General features: G+C 35.6%; 18 protein-coding genes and 1 pseudogene. 10 read left to right on the top strand and 9 right to left on the bottom strand.

Translation table 11 applies throughout. The annotated features are described in order from the left end of the window. The first annotated feature begins 327 nt into the window (after positions 1 to 327). On the top strand, positions 328 to 987 hold the full coding sequence (locus tag AB3G38_RS15740; protein WP_367864816.1) for a TetR/AcrR family transcriptional regulator: 660 nt from the start codon (positions 328 to 330) through the stop codon (positions 985 to 987). Between the two features lie 409 nt (positions 988 to 1,396). Here AB3G38_RS15740 and AB3G38_RS15735 read toward each other — a convergent pair whose 3' ends face one another. The 9 genes and pseudogenes from AB3G38_RS15735 to metK form a co-directional block, all read right to left on the bottom strand. After that, complete coding sequence (locus AB3G38_RS15735) at positions 1,397 to 1,639, bottom strand: hypothetical protein (RefSeq protein ID WP_367864815.1); 243 nt, start codon at positions 1,637 to 1,639, stop codon at positions 1,397 to 1,399. A 35-nt stretch (positions 1,640 to 1,674) separates the two neighbouring features. Beyond that, positions 1,675 to 2,555 (bottom strand): annotated as a pseudogene (locus tag AB3G38_RS15730) (thiopeptide-type bacteriocin biosynthesis protein). Beyond that, positions 2,548 to 4,764, bottom strand: coding sequence for a lantibiotic dehydratase family protein (locus tag AB3G38_RS15725; RefSeq protein WP_367864814.1), 2,217 nt, complete (start codon positions 4,762 to 4,764; stop codon positions 2,548 to 2,550). Before AB3G38_RS15725 ends, AB3G38_RS15730 begins: the two are co-directional and overlap by 8 nt. Positions 4,765 to 4,835: 71 nt before the next feature. Beyond that, positions 4,836 to 6,041, bottom strand: coding sequence for a lanthionine synthetase C family protein (locus tag AB3G38_RS15720; protein WP_367864813.1), 1,206 nt, complete (start codon positions 6,039 to 6,041; stop codon positions 4,836 to 4,838). Positions 6,042 to 6,289: 248 nt separating this feature from the next. Beyond that, positions 6,290 to 6,634 (bottom strand): antibiotic biosynthesis monooxygenase, encoded by a 345-nt coding sequence (locus tag AB3G38_RS15715; protein ID WP_367864812.1) that lies wholly within the window; start codon positions 6,632 to 6,634, stop codon positions 6,290 to 6,292. A gap of 13 nt (positions 6,635 to 6,647) precedes the next feature. Further along, entirely contained in the window at positions 6,648 to 7,769 is a 1,122-nt protein-coding gene (locus tag AB3G38_RS15710) for a cytochrome P450 (protein ID WP_367864811.1), read from the bottom strand. 144 nt (positions 7,770 to 7,913) lie between these two features. Further along, complete coding sequence (locus AB3G38_RS15705; protein ID WP_367864810.1) at positions 7,914 to 8,261, bottom strand: hypothetical protein; 348 nt, start codon at positions 8,259 to 8,261, stop codon at positions 7,914 to 7,916. A gap of 52 nt (positions 8,262 to 8,313) precedes the next feature. Continuing rightward, entirely contained in the window at positions 8,314 to 9,861 is a 1,548-nt protein-coding gene (gene treF / locus AB3G38_RS15700; RefSeq protein WP_367864809.1) for an alpha,alpha-trehalase TreF, read from the bottom strand. Positions 9,862 to 10,163: 302 nt separating this feature from the next. Beyond that, complete coding sequence (gene metK / locus AB3G38_RS15695; protein WP_367864808.1) at positions 10,164 to 11,432, bottom strand: methionine adenosyltransferase; 1,269 nt, start codon at positions 11,430 to 11,432, stop codon at positions 10,164 to 10,166. Between the two features lie 233 nt (positions 11,433 to 11,665). Here metK and AB3G38_RS15690 point away from each other — a divergent pair, with 233 nt between their 5' ends. The 9 genes from AB3G38_RS15690 to AB3G38_RS15650 all read left to right on the top strand — a co-directional run bounded on the left by AB3G38_RS15690 (position 11,666) and on the right by AB3G38_RS15650 (position 19,015). Continuing rightward, positions 11,666 to 12,565, top strand: coding sequence for a diacylglycerol kinase family protein (locus AB3G38_RS15690; protein WP_367864807.1), 900 nt, complete (start codon positions 11,666 to 11,668; stop codon positions 12,563 to 12,565). An 11-nt stretch (positions 12,566 to 12,576) separates the two neighbouring features. Then, the gene (locus AB3G38_RS15685) at positions 12,577 to 12,930 is read left to right on the top strand and encodes a translation initiation factor (protein ID WP_367864806.1); all 354 of its coding nucleotides are present in this window, start codon (positions 12,577 to 12,579) and stop codon (positions 12,928 to 12,930) included. 133 nt (positions 12,931 to 13,063) lie between these two features. Further along, positions 13,064 to 14,668, top strand: a complete 1,605-nt coding sequence (pckA, locus tag AB3G38_RS15680; RefSeq protein WP_367864805.1) for a phosphoenolpyruvate carboxykinase (ATP) — start codon at positions 13,064 to 13,066, stop codon at positions 14,666 to 14,668. 279 nt (positions 14,669 to 14,947) lie between these two features. Beyond that, positions 14,948 to 15,775, top strand: coding sequence for a MotA/TolQ/ExbB proton channel family protein (locus tag AB3G38_RS15675; RefSeq protein ID WP_367864804.1), 828 nt, complete (start codon positions 14,948 to 14,950; stop codon positions 15,773 to 15,775). Between the two features lie 86 nt (positions 15,776 to 15,861). Further along, positions 15,862 to 16,476, top strand: a complete 615-nt coding sequence (locus AB3G38_RS15670; RefSeq protein ID WP_183868356.1) for a biopolymer transporter ExbD — start codon at positions 15,862 to 15,864, stop codon at positions 16,474 to 16,476. 7 nt (positions 16,477 to 16,483) lie between these two features. Continuing rightward, positions 16,484 to 17,020 carry an ExbD/TolR family protein gene (locus AB3G38_RS15665; protein ID WP_367864803.1) on the top strand — a complete coding sequence of 179 codons (537 nt, stop codon included), beginning with the start codon at positions 16,484 to 16,486 and terminating at the stop codon, positions 17,018 to 17,020. Positions 17,021 to 17,047: 27 nt separating this feature from the next. Beyond that, positions 17,048 to 17,869 (top strand): energy transducer TonB, encoded by an 822-nt coding sequence (locus AB3G38_RS15660; RefSeq protein ID WP_367864802.1) that lies wholly within the window; start codon positions 17,048 to 17,050, stop codon positions 17,867 to 17,869. A gap of 14 nt (positions 17,870 to 17,883) precedes the next feature. Next, complete coding sequence (locus tag AB3G38_RS15655; RefSeq protein ID WP_367864801.1) at positions 17,884 to 18,108, top strand: hypothetical protein; 225 nt, start codon at positions 17,884 to 17,886, stop codon at positions 18,106 to 18,108. Position 18,109: 1 nt separating this feature from the next. Beyond that, positions 18,110 to 19,015 (top strand): PstS family phosphate ABC transporter substrate-binding protein, encoded by a 906-nt coding sequence (locus AB3G38_RS15650; protein ID WP_367864800.1) that lies wholly within the window; start codon positions 18,110 to 18,112, stop codon positions 19,013 to 19,015. The last annotated feature ends 85 nt before the right edge of the window (positions 19,016 to 19,100 follow it).

The following is a 19,100-nucleotide window of genomic DNA, read 5'->3' as shown; positions in this document are numbered from 1 at the left end:
CTGTTTCTTCTGCTCAGACTTTTCCCTGGCAATATTCCCCTGAAATTGTGGTTATAGGATTTCATAATAATAATCCCTGTATTTTGTATTTGAGCAGACATACTATAAAAACGGTTTTCTGTCTGATCTGCTCTCTGGCTAAGAACATAACTCATTCTGCTTATTCGCTGCAATTATGCGGCGAATAAACAGTTTAACTACCGCATATTTGATTGCTGGCTATAGTAATGGGATTAATTCCTCTGCTTCTTAATTAAAACAACTAAAAAATAAGTTTGAGAGATTACATAAAACTCTATTTTTGAATAAATTCCTACGAAAGAGATTATGCTGGATAAAAATGTTTTGAATAAAACGGAGCCGAAAAACAGGAAACTAACTGAGAGAAAGCTCATTGATGCAGTAGGGGATATCATCCGTTCAACAGGTTATACGGGATTAGGCGTAAATGCCATTGCTAAAAATGCCGGAGTCAGTAAAAAACTGATCTATCGCTATTTTGGCACAGTTGATTCTTTAATTGAAACGTATCTTGTAGAAAGAGATTATTGGGTTACTTTTTCTAAGAAAGTGAGTGATGCGGCAGTTGCCTCCAATAAAAAACAAACTATGATTGAGTTTTCATCCAGTATATTCGAAAACCAATTTGATTTCTTTTTCAATGAGGATGAAATGCAGCGGATTATCCTTTGGGAGATCTCAGAAAAAAATAATATTTTAAATGACCTGAGCAGAAAGCGTGAGGCGATGGGAGAGGAGCTTCTAAAATTGACAGATCCTTATTTTAAGGACTCAGATATCAATTTCAGAGCTGTTTCTGCAATTATCATTTGCGGAATTTATTATTCTGTATTACACACTAAAAAGAATGCAAGTACCATTTGTGGGCTTGACCTGAATACAGAGACAGGTAGAAAAGAAATTACAAAGGCGATAAGAAAAATAGTGGAGCTTTGTTTTGGAAGCAAAAAGAAAAAATCTGTCTGAAAGATACCTCATGGCTAAACACACCTAAAGCCATGAGGTATACTGATTCATGTTGGTAAGAACGATTTCTAATCTTCTCAAAGATTCACACTTCACAAAGTTATATCACAATAATTCTCTAAGTGGTGACATAAGTGAGAAATAATTGAATTATTTTTCACTAAAATATTTGTATAAGTGTCTTTTTATGAGGGTTTTATATTTTTTTTCTTAATGGCGTGAATAAAATTATCTGACAAATCATTTCATAATTAAAAATCGGGCGCTTTTTTAAGACTAACTACTATTCCGAATTGTATTCAAATAGGCTGTTGTACCCAATGTTTTTTTGCCAATGGACTATCCGGATTCTGTCTTATAAAAATGCCAGAGTAGTCTATCGAATCCGACTACTCTGACATTGAAAATATTAACAGGTTCGAATTCCTGGTAAAGTACCACAACTTTGATAAGTGTCTTTAATAGGAGTTCCACAGCTACATGTACTAGGATTAGGTACTGGATCTTCTGTTCCACATTTTGCGCCTGCAGTCGGGCACTGATAAGTTTGGACTGGCATAGTTACAGGAGCACTTCCTCCTTTTATAGCGCTCAGGTCACTAATAATCTGTTTGTCGAAAATTAGCTGTTTTTCAATCTTTTGTTTTTTCATGATTTTAATTTTATTTGATAAATAATTGGTTGATTTTAATTTTTCCTGTTATTTTTTTTATAGAATTCTTCTAGAAAATATCTATGCATAAAATCATATAATATATATTCTGACACCCGGTTGTCTTTAATGAAAATTCGATTTAAAGACATGTGAAAAAAACTTGTAATCAATATGTTTTTCGGAATAAAAGGCGAATTAAAGCCAATATTTGATATCAATGACTTAATTACGAAAGATTGACGTAATACATTCTGCCGGTTCAAAGTAACTAACGTATTATATTTTTTACCATCTAATACGCCGGAGAGCAATTCTCGCTTATTTTTGTACCTGCTTGCTATTTGCTTACTATCTTTCGAACTAATCTGATATTCGTTATGAAAGCTTGACTTCAGACTTTTTAAGAAATCTATTCTTTCATATAAATCAAAATCAAATAGATCTAAATAATGACTTATTAATGCTGCTGCTTGTAACCATCTGGAGTCACTATTTGTACTGAGGTCAATTGACTTGAGCATTTGTAAAATTTGAATGCTATCATAGAAAAAAAACTGTTCGGACAATTCCATTGTAAAATCACCATATCTTTCAATCTCCCGTTGGTAAGTGTCGATTTGAATAGAATTAATCCTTTCATTCAAAATATATTTATTGAGAAGTTTATGGAAAACATTAATAATAAAACCTATTTTTTCTATGTTGTTAAGTTTTATTCTTAACCTGATATGGAATTCAGGATCATTGTATCTTATAAAAAAAAAGAATCAATTGCGTTGTCTTTTAACAGTTTATTAAGGGTTGGATAAATTGCAACTATAAGAATATTATCAGCGGTGATTTCACTTAAGTAAATTTTGTAACACAGCCATTCTGAGCCAACAATATATTTTCTAAATACCTGGTTACGCATTTTTATAGAATGAAATTAATAATTCATGACACTGATTTTGATTTGTAGCATTCTTGACTAAGCTTGCTTCTTTGAACAAGAATTCCTTTAGTAGTATTGTATTATTCTTAAGTAATTTATTTAGGAAAATTTTCACAGATTGCTGGTTTTCAAAATCAATAAGCAGTTCATTATCTCCTTCACATAATAGTACCAGCTCAGGTAGTTTAAACTTATTTCTAAAGTTGTTTATTGAATTTGTTAATGCATCTGTGTCTTCTAGGTTAATACTCTTAAGTGTGGGCTCATTGAACTTAATAAGCCATCGTGCCTCAAGAACAATACAATCCTTATATTCAATCCTGGGAATGTGAGCAAACATTTTTTGCAGATCATCCAAATAAAATCCTAAATAATTTCTTTTTCCATACAATTGCAGGTCTGTAAGAAATCTATAGACCGGTATGTTTGATGTTAGGCTGTTATGGGCATTAGATAAAAATGGTTTAATAATCTTATTAAGCTTTTTAGATCTTAATTCTAACTTCATGTTGTTGGTTAATCTTACCATAATATCCTCCATAAGTATAGGTTCAGCTATAGTAGATAATGGAGTTGAAAGTATGGGAATGAAATGATTGAAAATATGCTTTTGCTCAAAAACATTGGTTAAATGTATACTTGGAGCATGAATAATTTCAGCATTGATGTATCCATTTCTATCAGCATTCTCATTTTCTTTTTTAGCAATGTCACTTACTAAATGCTCGGTCATTTCATCTTGATATGTGAATCGCGTAAGCAGATTTACAGCAGAAGGTCCTCCAAATCCATTGATAATAATTTTTTGCCCATTTAGAGTTTGCAGGAGTTTGACATTGGCATAAATAGTTTCAGGAATATCATTCCAGTTTTCCCCTATATCTTCAAAATCAGAATCGTATAGCTTGATTATTTTATCTTTGTGTGTATGAGCTGAGAGAATTTTTTGGTGTAGAATAGAAGTCACTATATCCCAACTGATAGTATCATTTTTTTGTGATTTTTGTTTTATGTTTAAATTTTCAATGAGTGGACTGGATAATATTTGGTGATAATTAATTGGATATCCTAAACCAATATCGCTATCCATCAAGGTAACAATGTTTACTTCTCTGAACTCATATTTTTTGTAGAATGACTGCGTAAATTGCTCTAATTCAGGGTTTTTTACTGCTGTTGTTATCTTATTAAAAAATGGTAATAAACTTTTGATTTTTAAGAATAGCGCTTTATCTAAGGTATTTATGCCGTTTTTCAATACGACAGTTGATTTTATTGGAGAAAAATTAATCAAACCATCAACTGAATTTTTTTTGATATTTATGATTTCATTGAATTTTTCAATATCTAATCCTTCACTATTTATGTCTCTCAGAATTTGAGTGTATTTATTTGTAATTTCATCCAATAAAGAGCCTCTGTTTAACTTCTTGGATAGTTCTGCAATTTTTGTAAAATAATCATCTCTCAATGTGGGCTGCATTTCCGTTAACAGAAGCTTATTTTTTATTAGTGTATCTAAATATGTTTGAGCGTTATTCTTGGAATATCCTTGTAAGATTAAGTCATTTAGCAAACTTCCTAAAGTACAACCTGATTTAGCTAACTTTAGAATTCTGCTTAAATATGTATTATTATTAGTTATTACCTCCTTGAATATTCTCTCTCCTTTTGTAAAATCATCGAAGAATTCAATAAACTTGTATTTTTTATTAAGCCCAAATAACATATTATTCGAATAAACATTCATTTCTGAATACTTATCAGGTTCTATCCTATATAATGCTGTTACTAATTCGTGTAAAAAAGTATTATCATACTGATAATTTAAAGTGATCTTACCTGAATCTATAACGATTTTAGAGTCCTTTCCTATTTGACCAACAGAAATTCCGGAAAAAAGCCCGTATGGCGTACTTCTTGTACTCATTCGGGACAAATATTTCATCAAAGTACTACTTAACCTTGCTTTATCTTTGGTATTAACTTTAATGTGGCTTTTATTCTGTATAGCTTTAAGCTGATAATATAGATCAGGTGAAGAAATTAAAATGGCCATTTGGAAATATTCATTTAAACAAAAAAAGTTAAACATATTATCTTCATGTATCATTTCATTAATACCATCAACGGCATAAATTGGAAATCTTAAGAAGTACTTATCAAAATAGTGATAGGGATTCTTCATGCGTAGTGCTATTTTTAAAATTATAACTTTATTATTTTCATCCTGGTGCTGTAAAGTATAGGCTTTAAGTATTATAGCATCATAGATTGTTCCCAGTTTAATTCAGTATCGGTTGTCAGTGATAGTATACCTAAACCTATTCCTGCAATACCATCTAAGAGATTGACCTCATTGATGTATTTATCGTTCTCATATTTTTTAAATCCTCCTAATCCATCTGGGAAACACCCCTTCATTAAACCATCATTCAACCAATAATCAGAGGTTTGATGAAATGTTTTATTTGAAGTTATATCATAAAAGTTCTTGTAAATTAGTGCTATACCTAATGACCCATGACATAATCCACTATCTACGACTCCCGTTTCTGTCAGATGTTTTCTGGAACAGCATCTTAACATAATTCTTTCGCTCTCCTTTAATAATTCTTTTTCTTTGATAAATTTGCTAGCCTTCATGAAGGCACTGGCGATTCCTAAATCTCCGTAACACCATGCCATCCTGCTTGCTTCGGCTAAATGCTGATCAATTGAATGAACATAAATATTTTTAGGATAAGCAGAATTCAGATGATCAGTTTTGGCAGATAAAATGAAACTCGTTGCCAAGTCAATCATTTTTAAAGCCTTTAGACTTTTTATATTGTGTGACAATACATTGGTTAAAAAACTAATTATACCAGACATACCGTGTGCAGATCCGGTGTCTATTGAATCTTTAGGAAATCCTTCAAAGGTATTTATCCAATAGATACCATTTTGATTCGCAAAAGATAAATTGTAAAGATTATCAATCAATTGATGAATGTTATTAAGATATTCTTTTTTTAGTTTTTTCGAATGTGTTAGATTATATCTTTTTAGGAAGTAATATCCATATCCAATCGAACAATGTAAAAAATCAAATTGACCCTTTATCATACAACTTTTCATGTTTTCTAATAAATACTCATCAATTTCATTGAAATTTTTGTCTGAATTAAATTTTATGAAATTGTATTCATTTAAATATTCAATAGTCCAGGCAGCACCTGCAATTCCACTACAATATGTTGGAAAGGAGTATCCATTATTAATTCTGTCAATGATTTCTTCTATATATTTTTTTCCAAGGTTTGAATAATATTCATCACCTGAATATTTATAATAATGAAAGAGGAATAAGGCGATTCCGGAAATCCCGTTCAGTACGCCCAAGTTAGGACTATTGAGGTGCTTTTCATCCTTTAGTTCTTCAGCAATATGGTTTAGCTTTTCTTTCGCAAGCTTATACTTCATAATTGATTTTGGTATAAATAGATACAGGCACAACCTTATAATTAAATAGGTTATATTAAATTGTAGTTTTAATTATACAATATAATATTAATTTATTCCTTTTTTTTAATTTATTTTTATATTATGACATGTTTTTTGCTTTACGTATGTTTTGTTTTAATGTGTAATTTGCTTTGAAGTAGTCGTAAGGATAAAATAACCTTGTTTAAGGTAGATATAGGATATAGAATAATAATTATTTAATGTGATTAACTATGTGCAGTTCTGCTATCTGAAGGAGCTTCTTTACGGTCAAACATTCCATAATCTCTTACCACACTTGCTATTCTTAAATGATAATCTTTAAAAACCGTCTCACGACCCTGTGACTGTGCATCCCGGTGCATTTCTATATTTCTCCATTCCATAATTGCTTTTTCACTTTCCCAAAATGAAAGAGAAAGAATTTTATCGGGCTGCACCAGACTCTGGAACCTTTCGATAGAGATAAATCCTGCTATGTTGGAAAGTTGTGGATAAAGCTTGGCAGCAATGGCCAGATAGTCTGCCTTTTTACCTGCTGCCGGGATGACTTCAAAAATTACTGCGATCATTTTTCCTTATTTTTTAAAGAGTGATAAATAAATTTTTAACCAGTCTGGCATTTAAGAGTGGTTCATAGGTTAAAGATTGTGGGAGTATTTGAATACGATGATATAAAATTTTAAAGGTTTCTGCGGTTAGGTGCATCGTTAAATGTTTAGCCAGACATTGATGATGACCCGCGCCAAAAGTCAGATGCTCCTGATTATTACTTCTGGAGGGGTTATAAGTTAAAGGAGATTCAAATATTTGAGGATCAAGATTAGCTGCTGCTAATAAAATGATTATTATTTCTCCTTCTTTTATCAAATGATCACCTATCAAAAGATCCTTTCCTGCAATCCTTCGGGTTAAATGTATTGGGGGATCAAAACGCAGGGTCTCCATAACGGCTTCTCTAAAGTATTGTTCTGTTCCTGATACTGGAACAGGTAATTGATGGCAGGCAAGCTGCAAGGCTGTGTTCGTCAGCAGACCTCTTCCGGCATCATAACTCTGAATCAGCAAACCAATGAGATTAGAGCACAGTAATGTTGTCCATTCTCCGGGGTTTAAATCGCTTTGAGTTGTAGTCATATCCGGCAGATATTTTTGTAATAAAAGGAATAAACTATCGATCAGTTCATTTAACTGTGGAATGTCTTCTGAAGTTTGCCGGGGAGACATAATCTTAACCAGTATTTGGAGATGACTGATAATAAAAGTGCAATCTTCTGCTCCAATCCCCAGACTTTTTAAGATATAAAGCGCAGGTAGTCTTTTACAAACTACTTCAACCCAATTTACAGATGTCCCCGAGCTTGTTTTTTCTAATAAGGAATCAAGCAGCTCATGGATGGCAACGGGTTGCATTTGATTGTAAATCTGTAATGCTGCATCTCTTGATTGCTGGTGTTGTTCAAAATTATTCAGCCGTGCTAACTGTTGAATCAATTTAACTGCATTTTGATTCAGACCGGTCTGATTAGTTTCAATTTGAGGTATAAGTGCATCCTGGTGCAGCAATGCCTCTTTGGCTTGCTTATAACCGTAAATGATCCAGCTTTGTTGTTCCTGATCATAATGAACCTGATGCGTTGCTCTTTTCTGAGCATAGAATTGACGTGGTTCTGTTGTATTCCAATCTAAAATAATTCCGGTATCCATGAGTTGCTGGTTATTGACTTAATCAAAAGTAGCTAACCAGAAAAGGTGATACTTCATTTTAAAATGAAGTATGCTTGATGGATGGGAAAACTGTATAAATAAACAAAGGAAAACTTTCCCGCTTTCCTTTGTTTATTTGACTGACTATTTAAATAGTTCTTGCAGGTCCCTATCGGCAGTAGGGATTTTTTTGAGAAAATCATCAAAACCCGTTCCTTCGTGAGAGCTGTACATGCCATAGGCATCAATGATATAGCCAATCTGGCCATCTTTGTCTTCTAACAAATAAAGCACAGAATTATCTGCCGGGTCTGAGTCACCTTCAAAACGATAAGTTTTTATGATAGTCAGATCTTCCGGTGCATAGATTTTGTGCAGACCAACTCCTTGCATTTTGCCATGATCGGTCATCTTTATTTCGTTATCTAACCCTTTTTGCCTTAATTTTTCTAAAATCTGGCTAAGTGTATTCATTTCAGCTGGTTGTTCCATAATAAAGATCGTTTGTTTATTAAACAAAGCCTTTTATAAATGGTTTTCTTTTTTATTTTATGTAGCCGTATTTTTTAATCAGGGAAATTAATACCCCATTAGTCCATCCAAATCCATCCTGAGAAGCATATTCTCCTCCTCCGGCTTTCAGTTGCAGGTCAACCACATTGTATTTCTCCATCAGTTTTCCTGTACGCTTATAGACGCTGGTATTTAAATTAATCCAGCGGACAGAAATCTGTTTTTCTAAATCATGAAAACCATAATTACCCAGTCCGGTGATGGCCATCCATTGTAAAGGGGCCCATCCATTAGGTGCATCCCATTGCTGGTGTGTATTTAATGGTGTAGAAACCAATCCCCCGGCTTTCAGGAATTTTTGTTGTAAAGTTTGCTTAACCAGTTTGGCTTGTTTTTGGTCAGCCAGCTTAAAAGATAAAGGAAACATCCCTGCCAAACTCAGCACAAGAGATTGTTTTTTAGTTTTAAGATTGTAATCTGTGAACCAGGAATATGCTGGCGACCAGAAATATTTCTGAATACTGGCTTTCCTCTTTAGGGCCAGGGTCTGATACTGCTTTTCTTTAACTACATCGTGTTGAAGTGCATAACATTTCTGTAGGGTGAGTTCCAGGTTATATAATAAACAATTCAGGTCCACAGGGACAATCCGTGTAGTTTGAATAGTCTTTAATTGCATGCCATCTGCTAACCATCTGCTGCTGAAATCCCAGCCACTCTCTGCTGCTGACCTGATATCACGGTATACTTCCGGGTTTTTTGCTCCGGTCTGTTTGCCGATCAGCACATCTTCTTTATAGGATTCTTGTCTTGGTGTATTTAACTGGTCGTAATAGCGGTTTAGTTTACTCCCATCGGGCATAACCACTACATGTTTCGTCGGTGCAGACTGATCCATCCAGTACGCGTATTCTTTCTCCAGTACTGGTAAGTAAGTGGAATATACTTCGTTTCCTTTGGTTTTCGCAAGAAGTTCAATCATCAGTGAGAAAAACGGAGGTTGCGACCTGCTGAGGTAATAATTTCTGTTTCCGTTTGGAATATGTCCATTTTGCTCAATCAGATAAGCGAAGTTTTTGATCATATTTTCAATAGTCTCATTTTCACCGGATACTTGCAAACCCAGCATTGTGAAATAACTATCCCAATAATAAACTTCTCTGAAGCGTCCGCCTGGAACTATATAAGGAAAAGGAAGATCAAGCAGGGAACTGTTGGCTGTTTTTTCTGAGGGTTTACGGCGCAGTGCTTCCCAAAGCTGGTTAATATGTTCGGTTACGGGCTGATTCGCTGTGATTACGATTGTGGTATTGGTATCTGGAAGAATAAAATTATCATTTACAAAAGCCCTGGTGCTAAATTTGGTTTTAGCGGCTTTTAATTTCATATAGTCTTCTAATATTTTTGCCGGATCTCTTTTCGGAATACAATCCACAAAAGTTTTACCGTCTTTCAGTACATTCTGCATTTGCACATCAATAAACAATTGACCGTACAATTCATCTGGTGTTTTGGTCTGTGCGGAAACTCTTCCCAGCTGAAGCCCGATAAAGAGGATAAATATAATCTTTCGTATCATAATCTTGTATTTTGATTAATGATACGATTTATTCTGGTTTTACCGATAAAACCCGGATTAAAACTGCTGATTTCCTGTCCTGTTCAACTTCTGTTGTGGGACTATTACTAGCTGGGTAGAGGTACCTATGAGTCCATGTTGAGTCCACCTTTTCCCATAAAAAGGTGGACTCAACATGGAGCTGACCTGTAGCGGATATGGATTCACAGAGAAGTTAATAGGAACTTGACCAGGACTTAAACGCAAAAGAGCGATACCTGTGGAAGACATCGCTCTTTTTTCTAAAGATTTAGCTGACCGGATTATAGAGAGAACGCTTTTTTAACTGCGTCTACAAAGTCTAATTTTTCCCAGGTGAACAATTCAACTGTAACTTCTTTTTCAGTACCGTTAGATGCTTTAAAGATTTTGGTAATCACTTCATTGTTTTTACCAAAGTGTCCGTAAGCAGCCGTTTCCGAATAAATAGGATTTCTTAATTTCAAACGGGTCTCAATACCATAAGGAGTCATATCGAAGATTTTTTCTACTTCTTTCGCTATTTCACCATCAGTAAGCAATTTACCATCTGCTGCTTTAACCCTGGCTGTTCCGTAAGTGTTTACGTAAATACCCATAGGCTGAGCAACACCGATTGCGTAAGATACCTGTACCAGGATTTCATCGGCAACACCAGCTGCTACTAAATTTTTAGCGATGTGTCTGGTTGCATAAGCTGCCGAACGGTCAACTTTAGATGGATCTTTTCCTGAGAATGCACCACCACCGTGAGCACCTTTACCGCCATAAGTATCAACAATGATCTTTCTTCCTGTTAAACCAGTATCTCCGTGAGGACCACCAATCACAAATTTTCCAGTCGGATTAATGTGATATTTGATGTCTTTGTTGAACAATTTGCTGAACTGAGGATATTGACTTGAAACACGTGGAATCAGGATGTTGATAATATCTTCTTTTATCTTTTTAAGCATGGTCTGCTCTTCATCGAAATCATCATGTTGTGTAGACACGACGATAGAATCGATTCTTACAGGCTCATTGTTATCGTTATACTCTAAAGTAACCTGAGATTTTGCATCCGGGCGTAAATAAGTGATTTCCGTGTTTTCACGACGGATTGCGGCTAATTCAATCAGGATTTTATGTGCAAGGTCAAGCGCAAGTGGCATGAAGTTTTCAGTCTCTCTGGTTGCATAACCAAACATCATTCCCTGGTCACCAGCTCCCTGAGTAGTTTTGTCTTCTTTGTCTACACCCTGGTTAATGTCAGGAGATTGCTCATGAATAGCAGATAGTACACTACAAGAGTTACTGTCAAACATATATTCACCTTTAGTGTAACCAATTTTATTGATTACTTCTCTTGCGATCTTCTGCACGTCAAGATATGCTGTAGATTTAACTTCTCCGGCAAGGAAAACTTGTCCGGTAGTTACTAAAGTCTCACAAGCAACTTTTGATTCAGGATCAAATGCTAAAAAATTATCAATTAGTGCATCTGAAATTTGATCTGCTACTTTATCAGGATGACCTTCAGAAACAGATTCTGATGTAAATAAATATGACATTTTAAATAATTAGTTAAATAATAATCAATTCTTTAAAATGGACAATGACCCCGTAAAAACAGGCAGTAAAATGAAGTGTATGAATGGTTAGCACTTTTTTTTACGTGGTTGCAATCCCGTCATGCTAACATAACATCGCAAATCAGTCCACCTTTATATTGCAAAATTACTATATATATTCAAAATAGTCAAAAAATATCAATTATTTTGTGCCATAATTAAATCATATCCCTTTGGCAAAGTCAAACATTCTATTCATTATTAATCCTATCTCCGGGGGTAAGGATAAATTAAAGATACCTGCTATCATTGATGCAAATCTGGACAGATCCAAATTTAATCCTAATTTTAGCTTTACGGAGTATGTAGGACATGCGGCTGAGATAGCGGAAGAAGCTGCAAATAAGAACTTTGATATTATTGTTGCCGTTGGTGGTGACGGGACGATCAATGAAATTGCTACAAAAGTTATGCAGCAGCAAAAGATCCTGGGAATTATTCCTTTTGGATCGGGAAATGGTTTGGCCCGGTTTTTAAAAATACCCATGAATACAGCTAAAGCGATCCAGGTATTAAATGAGCTGATCGTAACGAAAATTGATACGGGTACATTTAATGATAAGTTTTTCTTTAATATGGCCGGGATGGGGTTTGATGCACATATCAGTTCTGTATTTGTCGGCAATAAAAAAAGAGGCTTAACAGGATATTTCAAACTGGGGCTCAAAGAAATGGTTAATTATAAACCTGAGACCTATCACATCCGGGTGGATGGGGTAGGGTATACCAGAACGGCTTTTGTAGTCAGTGTAGCGAATTCTTCTCAGTATGGAAATAATGCGCATGTGTCACCGCATGCTTCTGTAACGGATGGTTTGCTGGACGTTTGTATCATTAAGTCTTTTCCACTTTATAAAATACCACTACTAGCTTACCATATGCTGAATGCGAGTACAGACAAATCTGATCTGGTAGAAATTATCCAGGGAAAAGAGATACAGATTACCAGGGTGGACGATGCTGCTATCCACATTGATGGGGAACCTTATTTTATGGGCAGAGAGATTGAGGTCACAATTTCACCATTGTCTTTAAATGTAATTGTTCCGGCAGCAATGGGTGTTATCATTTAATATTATAAATTATGAAGCCGAATAAAAAATCATTGAGTGATCTTGGCGGGATCATGTATTCTACTGATCCTTCTTTCAGCTATGAAACTGAAAGCGAGACACCGGAAGAAGTAATTGCCAATAATCAACAAGATTTAAGGGTGATGCTTGACCGGAAAAACAGAGGGGGTAAAGCAGTTACACTGGTTACTGGTTTTCGTGGAAATGCGGAGGAACTCGAGAAATTATCGAAAATGCTGAAGACCAGATGCGGGGTAGGCGGAAGTGCTAAAGATGGAGAGATTATGGTGCAGGGCGACTTCAGAGATAAGGTAGTTTTGATGCTTCAAAAAGAAGGCTATAAAGTGAAAAAATCTGGCGGATAATAAGGTTACTAAAACGTTGATATGTAGATTGTTAATCTATAGTGTATATGCCACAATAAGTGAAATATTTCCTTTGAAATGATAATTTTTCAATAAATATCTCCTTAGCTTTGCCTAAACAAATAATCATTTTATGAGCAAAGTTTTAATGCCTAAACCAGACTTATCCCGGTTGAATTTGGGTACTGAGAATGCATACTATCAGTTAAGTGTACCGCAACTGGTAGAAGAAGCGATCAATAACGGAGAGGGTACACTCTCCTCTTCAGGTGCTTTGGCAATTGATACTGGTAAATTTACTGGTCGTTCGCCAAAGGACAGGTTTATAGTGCTGGATGAGGTAACGAAGGATTCAGTTTGGTGGGGCGATATTAATATCCAGTTTAGTCAATCAAATTTCGGGTCTTTATTACACAAAGTTTGTGCACATCTTAACAAAGACAAGTTTTATGTGAGAGATGCTTATGCTTGTGCGGATGAAGCCTACAAAATGAGTATCAGAGTTATCACTGAGACCGCTTATCAAAATCTATTTGCTAATAATTTATTCCTCAGACCAGAAGAAGGGGAGGTTATTGAAAATCCGGAATGGACAATTATAGCTGCACCAACATTCCTGGCCGATCCGGCAGTTGACGGCACACGTCAGGCTAATTTTGCGATCCTGAATTTCACAGACAAAATCATATTAATCGGTGGAACAGGTTATACAGGTGAAATAAAAAAAGGTATTTTCTCTGTTTTAAACTTCATTTTGCCTGAATTGAAAAATACTTTATCCATGCACTGTTCTGCCAATGTTGGTGCGTATGGGGACACTGCAATTTTCTTCGGATTATCTGGTACTGGTAAAACAACGTTGTCTGCGGATCCTGCAAGAGGATTAATTGGTGATGATGAACATGGCTGGGGAGATAATTCTGTCTTTAATTTTGAAGGCGGATGTTATGCTAAATGTGTAGATCTGACTGCTGAAAAGGAGCCGCAGATTTATAATGCGATTAAATTCGGCGCTTTGCTGGAGAATATCAATTATTTCCCGAATACCAGGACGGTGGATTATTCAAATATTGAAAAAACAGAAAATACGAGGGTAGCTTATCCTATAAACTATATTGACAATGCGGTTTCACCTTCTATTGCAGGTATTCCTAAGAATATTTTCTTCCTGACGGCAGATGCTTTTGGTGTTTTACCTCCGCTGTCAAAATTAAACCCTGGCCAGGCGATGTTTCATTTCATCTCGGGATATACGGCAAAGGTTGCAGGTACAGAAGCTGGGGTAACTGAGCCTCAGGTCACTTTCTCTGCTTGTTTTGGAAAGGCTTTTCTGCCTTTGCACCCAACTAAATATGCAGATCTGCTTGGAAAGAAAATGGAAGAGCACAAAGTAAATGTCTGGTTAGTGAATACAGGCTGGAGTGGTGGTGCTTACGGTACAGGCAGCAGGATGAAATTAAGTTATACACGTGCTTTAATTACTGCGGCATTGAATGGTGAGTTAACTTCGGCAACATTTACTGAACATCCTGTTTTCGGATTACAGATGCCGGATGCTTGTCCGGGCGTTCCTTCAGAAATTTTAAACCCAAGAAATACCTGGTCAGACCAACATCAATATGATCAGAAAGCAAACGAACTTGCTAAAGCGTTTATTGATAACTTTAAGCAATTTGAAGAGTTCGCAAACGATGAAATACTCAAATCAGTCCCAAAAGTTGTAGAAAACACACTTTAAATCATTTTTTTTAAGGAAAAATTTGCATTTGAATTTTTTTTTAGTTTTCATTGTGAAAGATTGTCTTCTAACCGGGACAATCTTTTTTAATAATAGCTACGCGACAATAGATTTATTGCGAAAATCAAATTTACCTGGTAATGATAATTTAATTTGGAATTAAAATCAAAGTTGTAGATTTGTTATTGCAACATTTGATTCTATTCGTCGTTGTGTGTATTACAAGATATTTAATCTAAATTTAAAAAACAAAGTACTAAAAACTCAAAAACTAAAAAAATGGCAAACGCACCAAAACCAACAACAGTTAAAAAGGAAAGCTCATCAGCTTCAAATCTATTCGCTACTCTAGTCATTCCAATTTGTATTATCATCGCGGCACTTATTTATAAATTCGTTCTTGGAGATGCAAATAACTTTATTGACAACAACGTTGAGAACTTACCTAAAGTTGGTAACTATGCAGGTATGGCTTACAAAGGTGGACCAATCGTTCCAATCTTAATGGGTATGCTTTTAATGGTAATCGTATTCTCAGTAGAACGTTTCATCGTTATCGGAAAAGCAACTGGTACATCTAGTTTAGATGCCTTCGTGAAAAAAGTACAAGCACTTTTAAATTCAAATAATATCGAAGCAGCTATGGCTGAGTGCGATAAACAACAAGGTTCGGTTGCTAACGTAATCAAATCTGGTTTGAAAAAATATCGTGAGATGGAAGTTGAAACAAACATGGACACAGACCAGAAATGTTTAGCTATCCAAAAAGATATCGAAGAAGCTACAACATTAGAAATGCCAATGTTAGAGCAAAACTTAACAGTAATCGCAACATTAGTATCAGTTGGTACATTAATGGGATTATTAGGAACAGTAACAGGTATGATCAAGGCCTTCGGTGGTTTAGGTGCTTCTGGAGCTCCGGATTCAGCAGCGTTAGCAACAGGTATTTCTGAGGCATTGATCAATACTGCAACTGGTATCGGTACTTCAACTTTAGCGATTATCATGTACAACATCCTGACTTCTAAAATTGATAAATTAACTTATGCAATTGATGAAGCTGGTTTTAGCATCATCCAAACTTATGCTTCTACGCATAAATAGAAAATAATGTAATTTTTTTTTACCGGCTTTATGGAAAACCGGAAGAATTAACATCATTATACAAAACATAAGTAATTTTTAAAATTATGCCTAGAGCAAAGGTTCAAAGAAAGAGTACCTCGATTGATATGACCGCCATGTGCGACGTGTCCTTCCTGTTACTTACTTACTTTATTTTATCAGCGACTGCAAAACAACCGGACCCTTTGGATGTAAGACTTCCTACGTCAACGTATAAAATCAAAGTTCCTGAAAAGGACATCGCGATTTTAACGATTGGTGCAGACAAAGTTTTCTTCGAAGCTGCTGGTCAGGATATCAAAGTAGCAACGCTGGAAAAAATTGGTGAGCAATATAAGATCAGTTTTACACCAGAAGAGAAAAAACGCTTTAGCGTAATTGGATCATTTGGTGTGCCAATCCAGAGTTTAAAACAGTTTGTGATGCTGGACGGAGATAAAAGAAAGAAATCAGGTCTGGAAACAGGTATACCTACCGATTCTACCAATAATCAATTGGCAGATTGGATTCTTCAATCCCGTAAAGCTGTTGCTGAGCTGCATTCTGAAGGAATGAGAGTAAGTATCAAAGGTGACGCTGAAGAAGGCTACCCGATGGTAAAGAAAATTGTTGACATCCTTCAAAAACAAAAAATTAACAAATTCAGTTTAATCACCACTGCTGAAGGCGGTAGCAAATAATTAAAACATGGCAGAATTAGATACCTCCGGCGGGGGTGGCAAAAAGGGTGGGAAAGTAAGGAGTAAGAAATCGTCTACGAAAGTAGATTTAACCGCGATGGTTGATTTAGCGTTCTTATTGATTACCTTCTTCATGTTAACCACCACGCTGAATAAACCAATCGCAATGGATATTGCGAAGCCAGATAAAGATGAGAAGAATGAGCAGAGACTTGAATTAAGAGCATCTCAGACTATGACAATTTTGTTAGGTAAAAATAACAAGGTTGCCTGGTACATGGGAGAAGCTGGAAAATCAGCTCCTGAAGTTCAGAATTTTACTGAGATCAGAAAATCGATACTGGATAACAAACAAAAAGTACAGGCTGCAAGTGGTAAATCTATCGTTATGGTGATTAAACCAACTTCTGGCGCTACCTATAAAAACTTTGTTGATATCATGGATGAGTTAGCAATTACCGGAATCAAGTCGGCTCCTGCAATTGATGATGAAAATATCACTGATGCTGAAAAAGCATTCATGAAATCTCAGAATCTTTTATAATATTATTAACATTTTAAATAACAAGCAATGTTCGGATCTAAAATAGATTTATTCAATAAGGAATGGCTTGATGTTATTTTCGCTAAAAAGAACAAAGAATACGGAGCTTACGAGCTACGTAAACAAAATGGCGCAAATACTTCAAGAGCACTACTTTTTGCTTCGGCAGCTTTTATATTTTTGTTTCTTTTACCTAAGATCATTACTTTGATCAAGGGTCAGCTTCCTGAAGAGGAGATTGTGAAACAAGTTGAAGTTACTGTTGCACCTCCGCCTCCGGTGGATCCAAAAACACCTCCACCGCCACCGGTTGAGCCACCGCCACCAAAGACGGATCAAATCAAGTTCCCTCCTCCGATTGTAAAACCGGATAATCAGGTTCGTGATGAAGATCCTCCTCAGATTGAGCAATTAAAAGCTGCTGACCCAGGTCAGAAAACAATTGAGGGTGATCCGGGTGCTGATATTGTTGTGGCTGGTCCAGTTGGAGAAGGCCCTAAACAAGCAGCAGTAGTGGAAGATACTAAAGTTTATGACTTCGTAAGTATCGAAACTCAGCCAGGTTTCCCTGGAGGTATGGACAAGTTTTATGCATACTTGCATAAAGCAGTAAGATATCCTCCTATGGCTCAGGAAAATAATATTCAGGGTAAGGTGTTCTTATCTTTCGTAGTTGAGAAAGATGGTCGTCTGACTGATATTAAAGTTGAGCGTAAATTAGGTGGTGGTACTGATGAAGAGGCTATCAGGGTATTAAAGGCTAGTCCAAAATGGACTCCTGGTATCCAGAATGGTAAACCTGTTCGTGTTAAATATAACATCCCGATCAGTTTCACTTTATCTAACTAAATATTATTACAATAATGTTTAACTTCAATACATTCAAACAGAAATCGCCTCAACAGCGATTTCTGTTCATTTTAGGCCTGGCGATGTTGACCATGTACGTGGTACTTGGAACAGCATTAATCTTCTGGAAAGACATTCCTTTCGAAATCAAGCCTACCTACCGTATCTTATTCGGACTATTACTGATCGTTTATGCGGTAATAAGATTTTTCCGTTTGATTAATCAAAAAGACAACTAGAATGAAGAAGCTGATTTTTATCCTGCCATTATTTTTATTCATTGCTTGTAAGCAAAAGCCTAAAGGTGATGATGGGGAAGCATCGCGTGTTTCGGGTACGTTAAAGTTACTTGTTGACGAGAGTTTTTCTTCGGTTCTGGAAGATCAGATCGAAGTCTTCAAACTGGATTATCCGGATGCTAAATTTGAATTGATACAGGGAAATGAGAATAAAATCCTGCCTACTTTCTTAAATGATAGTGTAAGGGTCGCGGTTTTATCCAGAATGCTTACACCTGATGAAGAAAAGGCTTATAGTAAGAGAAGTATTCCAATTTTTACTTCCCGGTTCGCTATTGACGGCATCGCACTGATTACGGGAAATGATAATCCGGATTCAACGATTACTGCTGATGAAGTGGTTTCGATCATGAAAGGCACATCCACTTCTGGTAAACAACTAGTTTTTGATAATGCTTATTCAAGCACACTGCGCTATTTTAAGGACCTTTCTCAGATTAAAGAATTACCTAAGTCAGGTATTTATACTTTACAGAATAATAAAGACGTTATCAAATATGTTGCAGAGCATAAGAACTATATTGGAGTTGTTGGGGTGAACTGGCTAATGAAAAATAGCCGTGATCAGCAGGACTTTACCGATAAGGTGAAAGTTATGGGTGTAAAAAACACCAAGGGTAAAAAAGGTGATGATACCTTCTATAAACCTACTCAAAAAAATTTAATTGATGGTATCTATCCTTTCTTAAGGAATGTTTATATCATTAATGCAGAAGGTAAAAATGGTTTAGGCACGGGTTTTGCAACATGGTTAACAGGCCAGAGAGGTCAGTTGATAGTTTTGAAATCCGGACTAGGACCAAATAAGATGAATCCAAGAGAGATTAATATAAAAAAGGAAAATTAATATTATATTGAGCCGTGGTTTTTAGTGGACTGCAATAGAAAGAAAACGAATTAGCTTATACAGTAAATAAAAATAAGTAACCGAT

Origin of the sequence: Pedobacter sp. WC2423, from assembly GCF_040822065.1 — a bacterium.
Lineage (GTDB): Bacteria > Bacteroidota > Bacteroidia > Sphingobacteriales > Sphingobacteriaceae > Pedobacter.
Note: the sequence above shows the minus strand (reverse complement) of the source record. Positions and strands in the feature narration are given on the sequence as shown.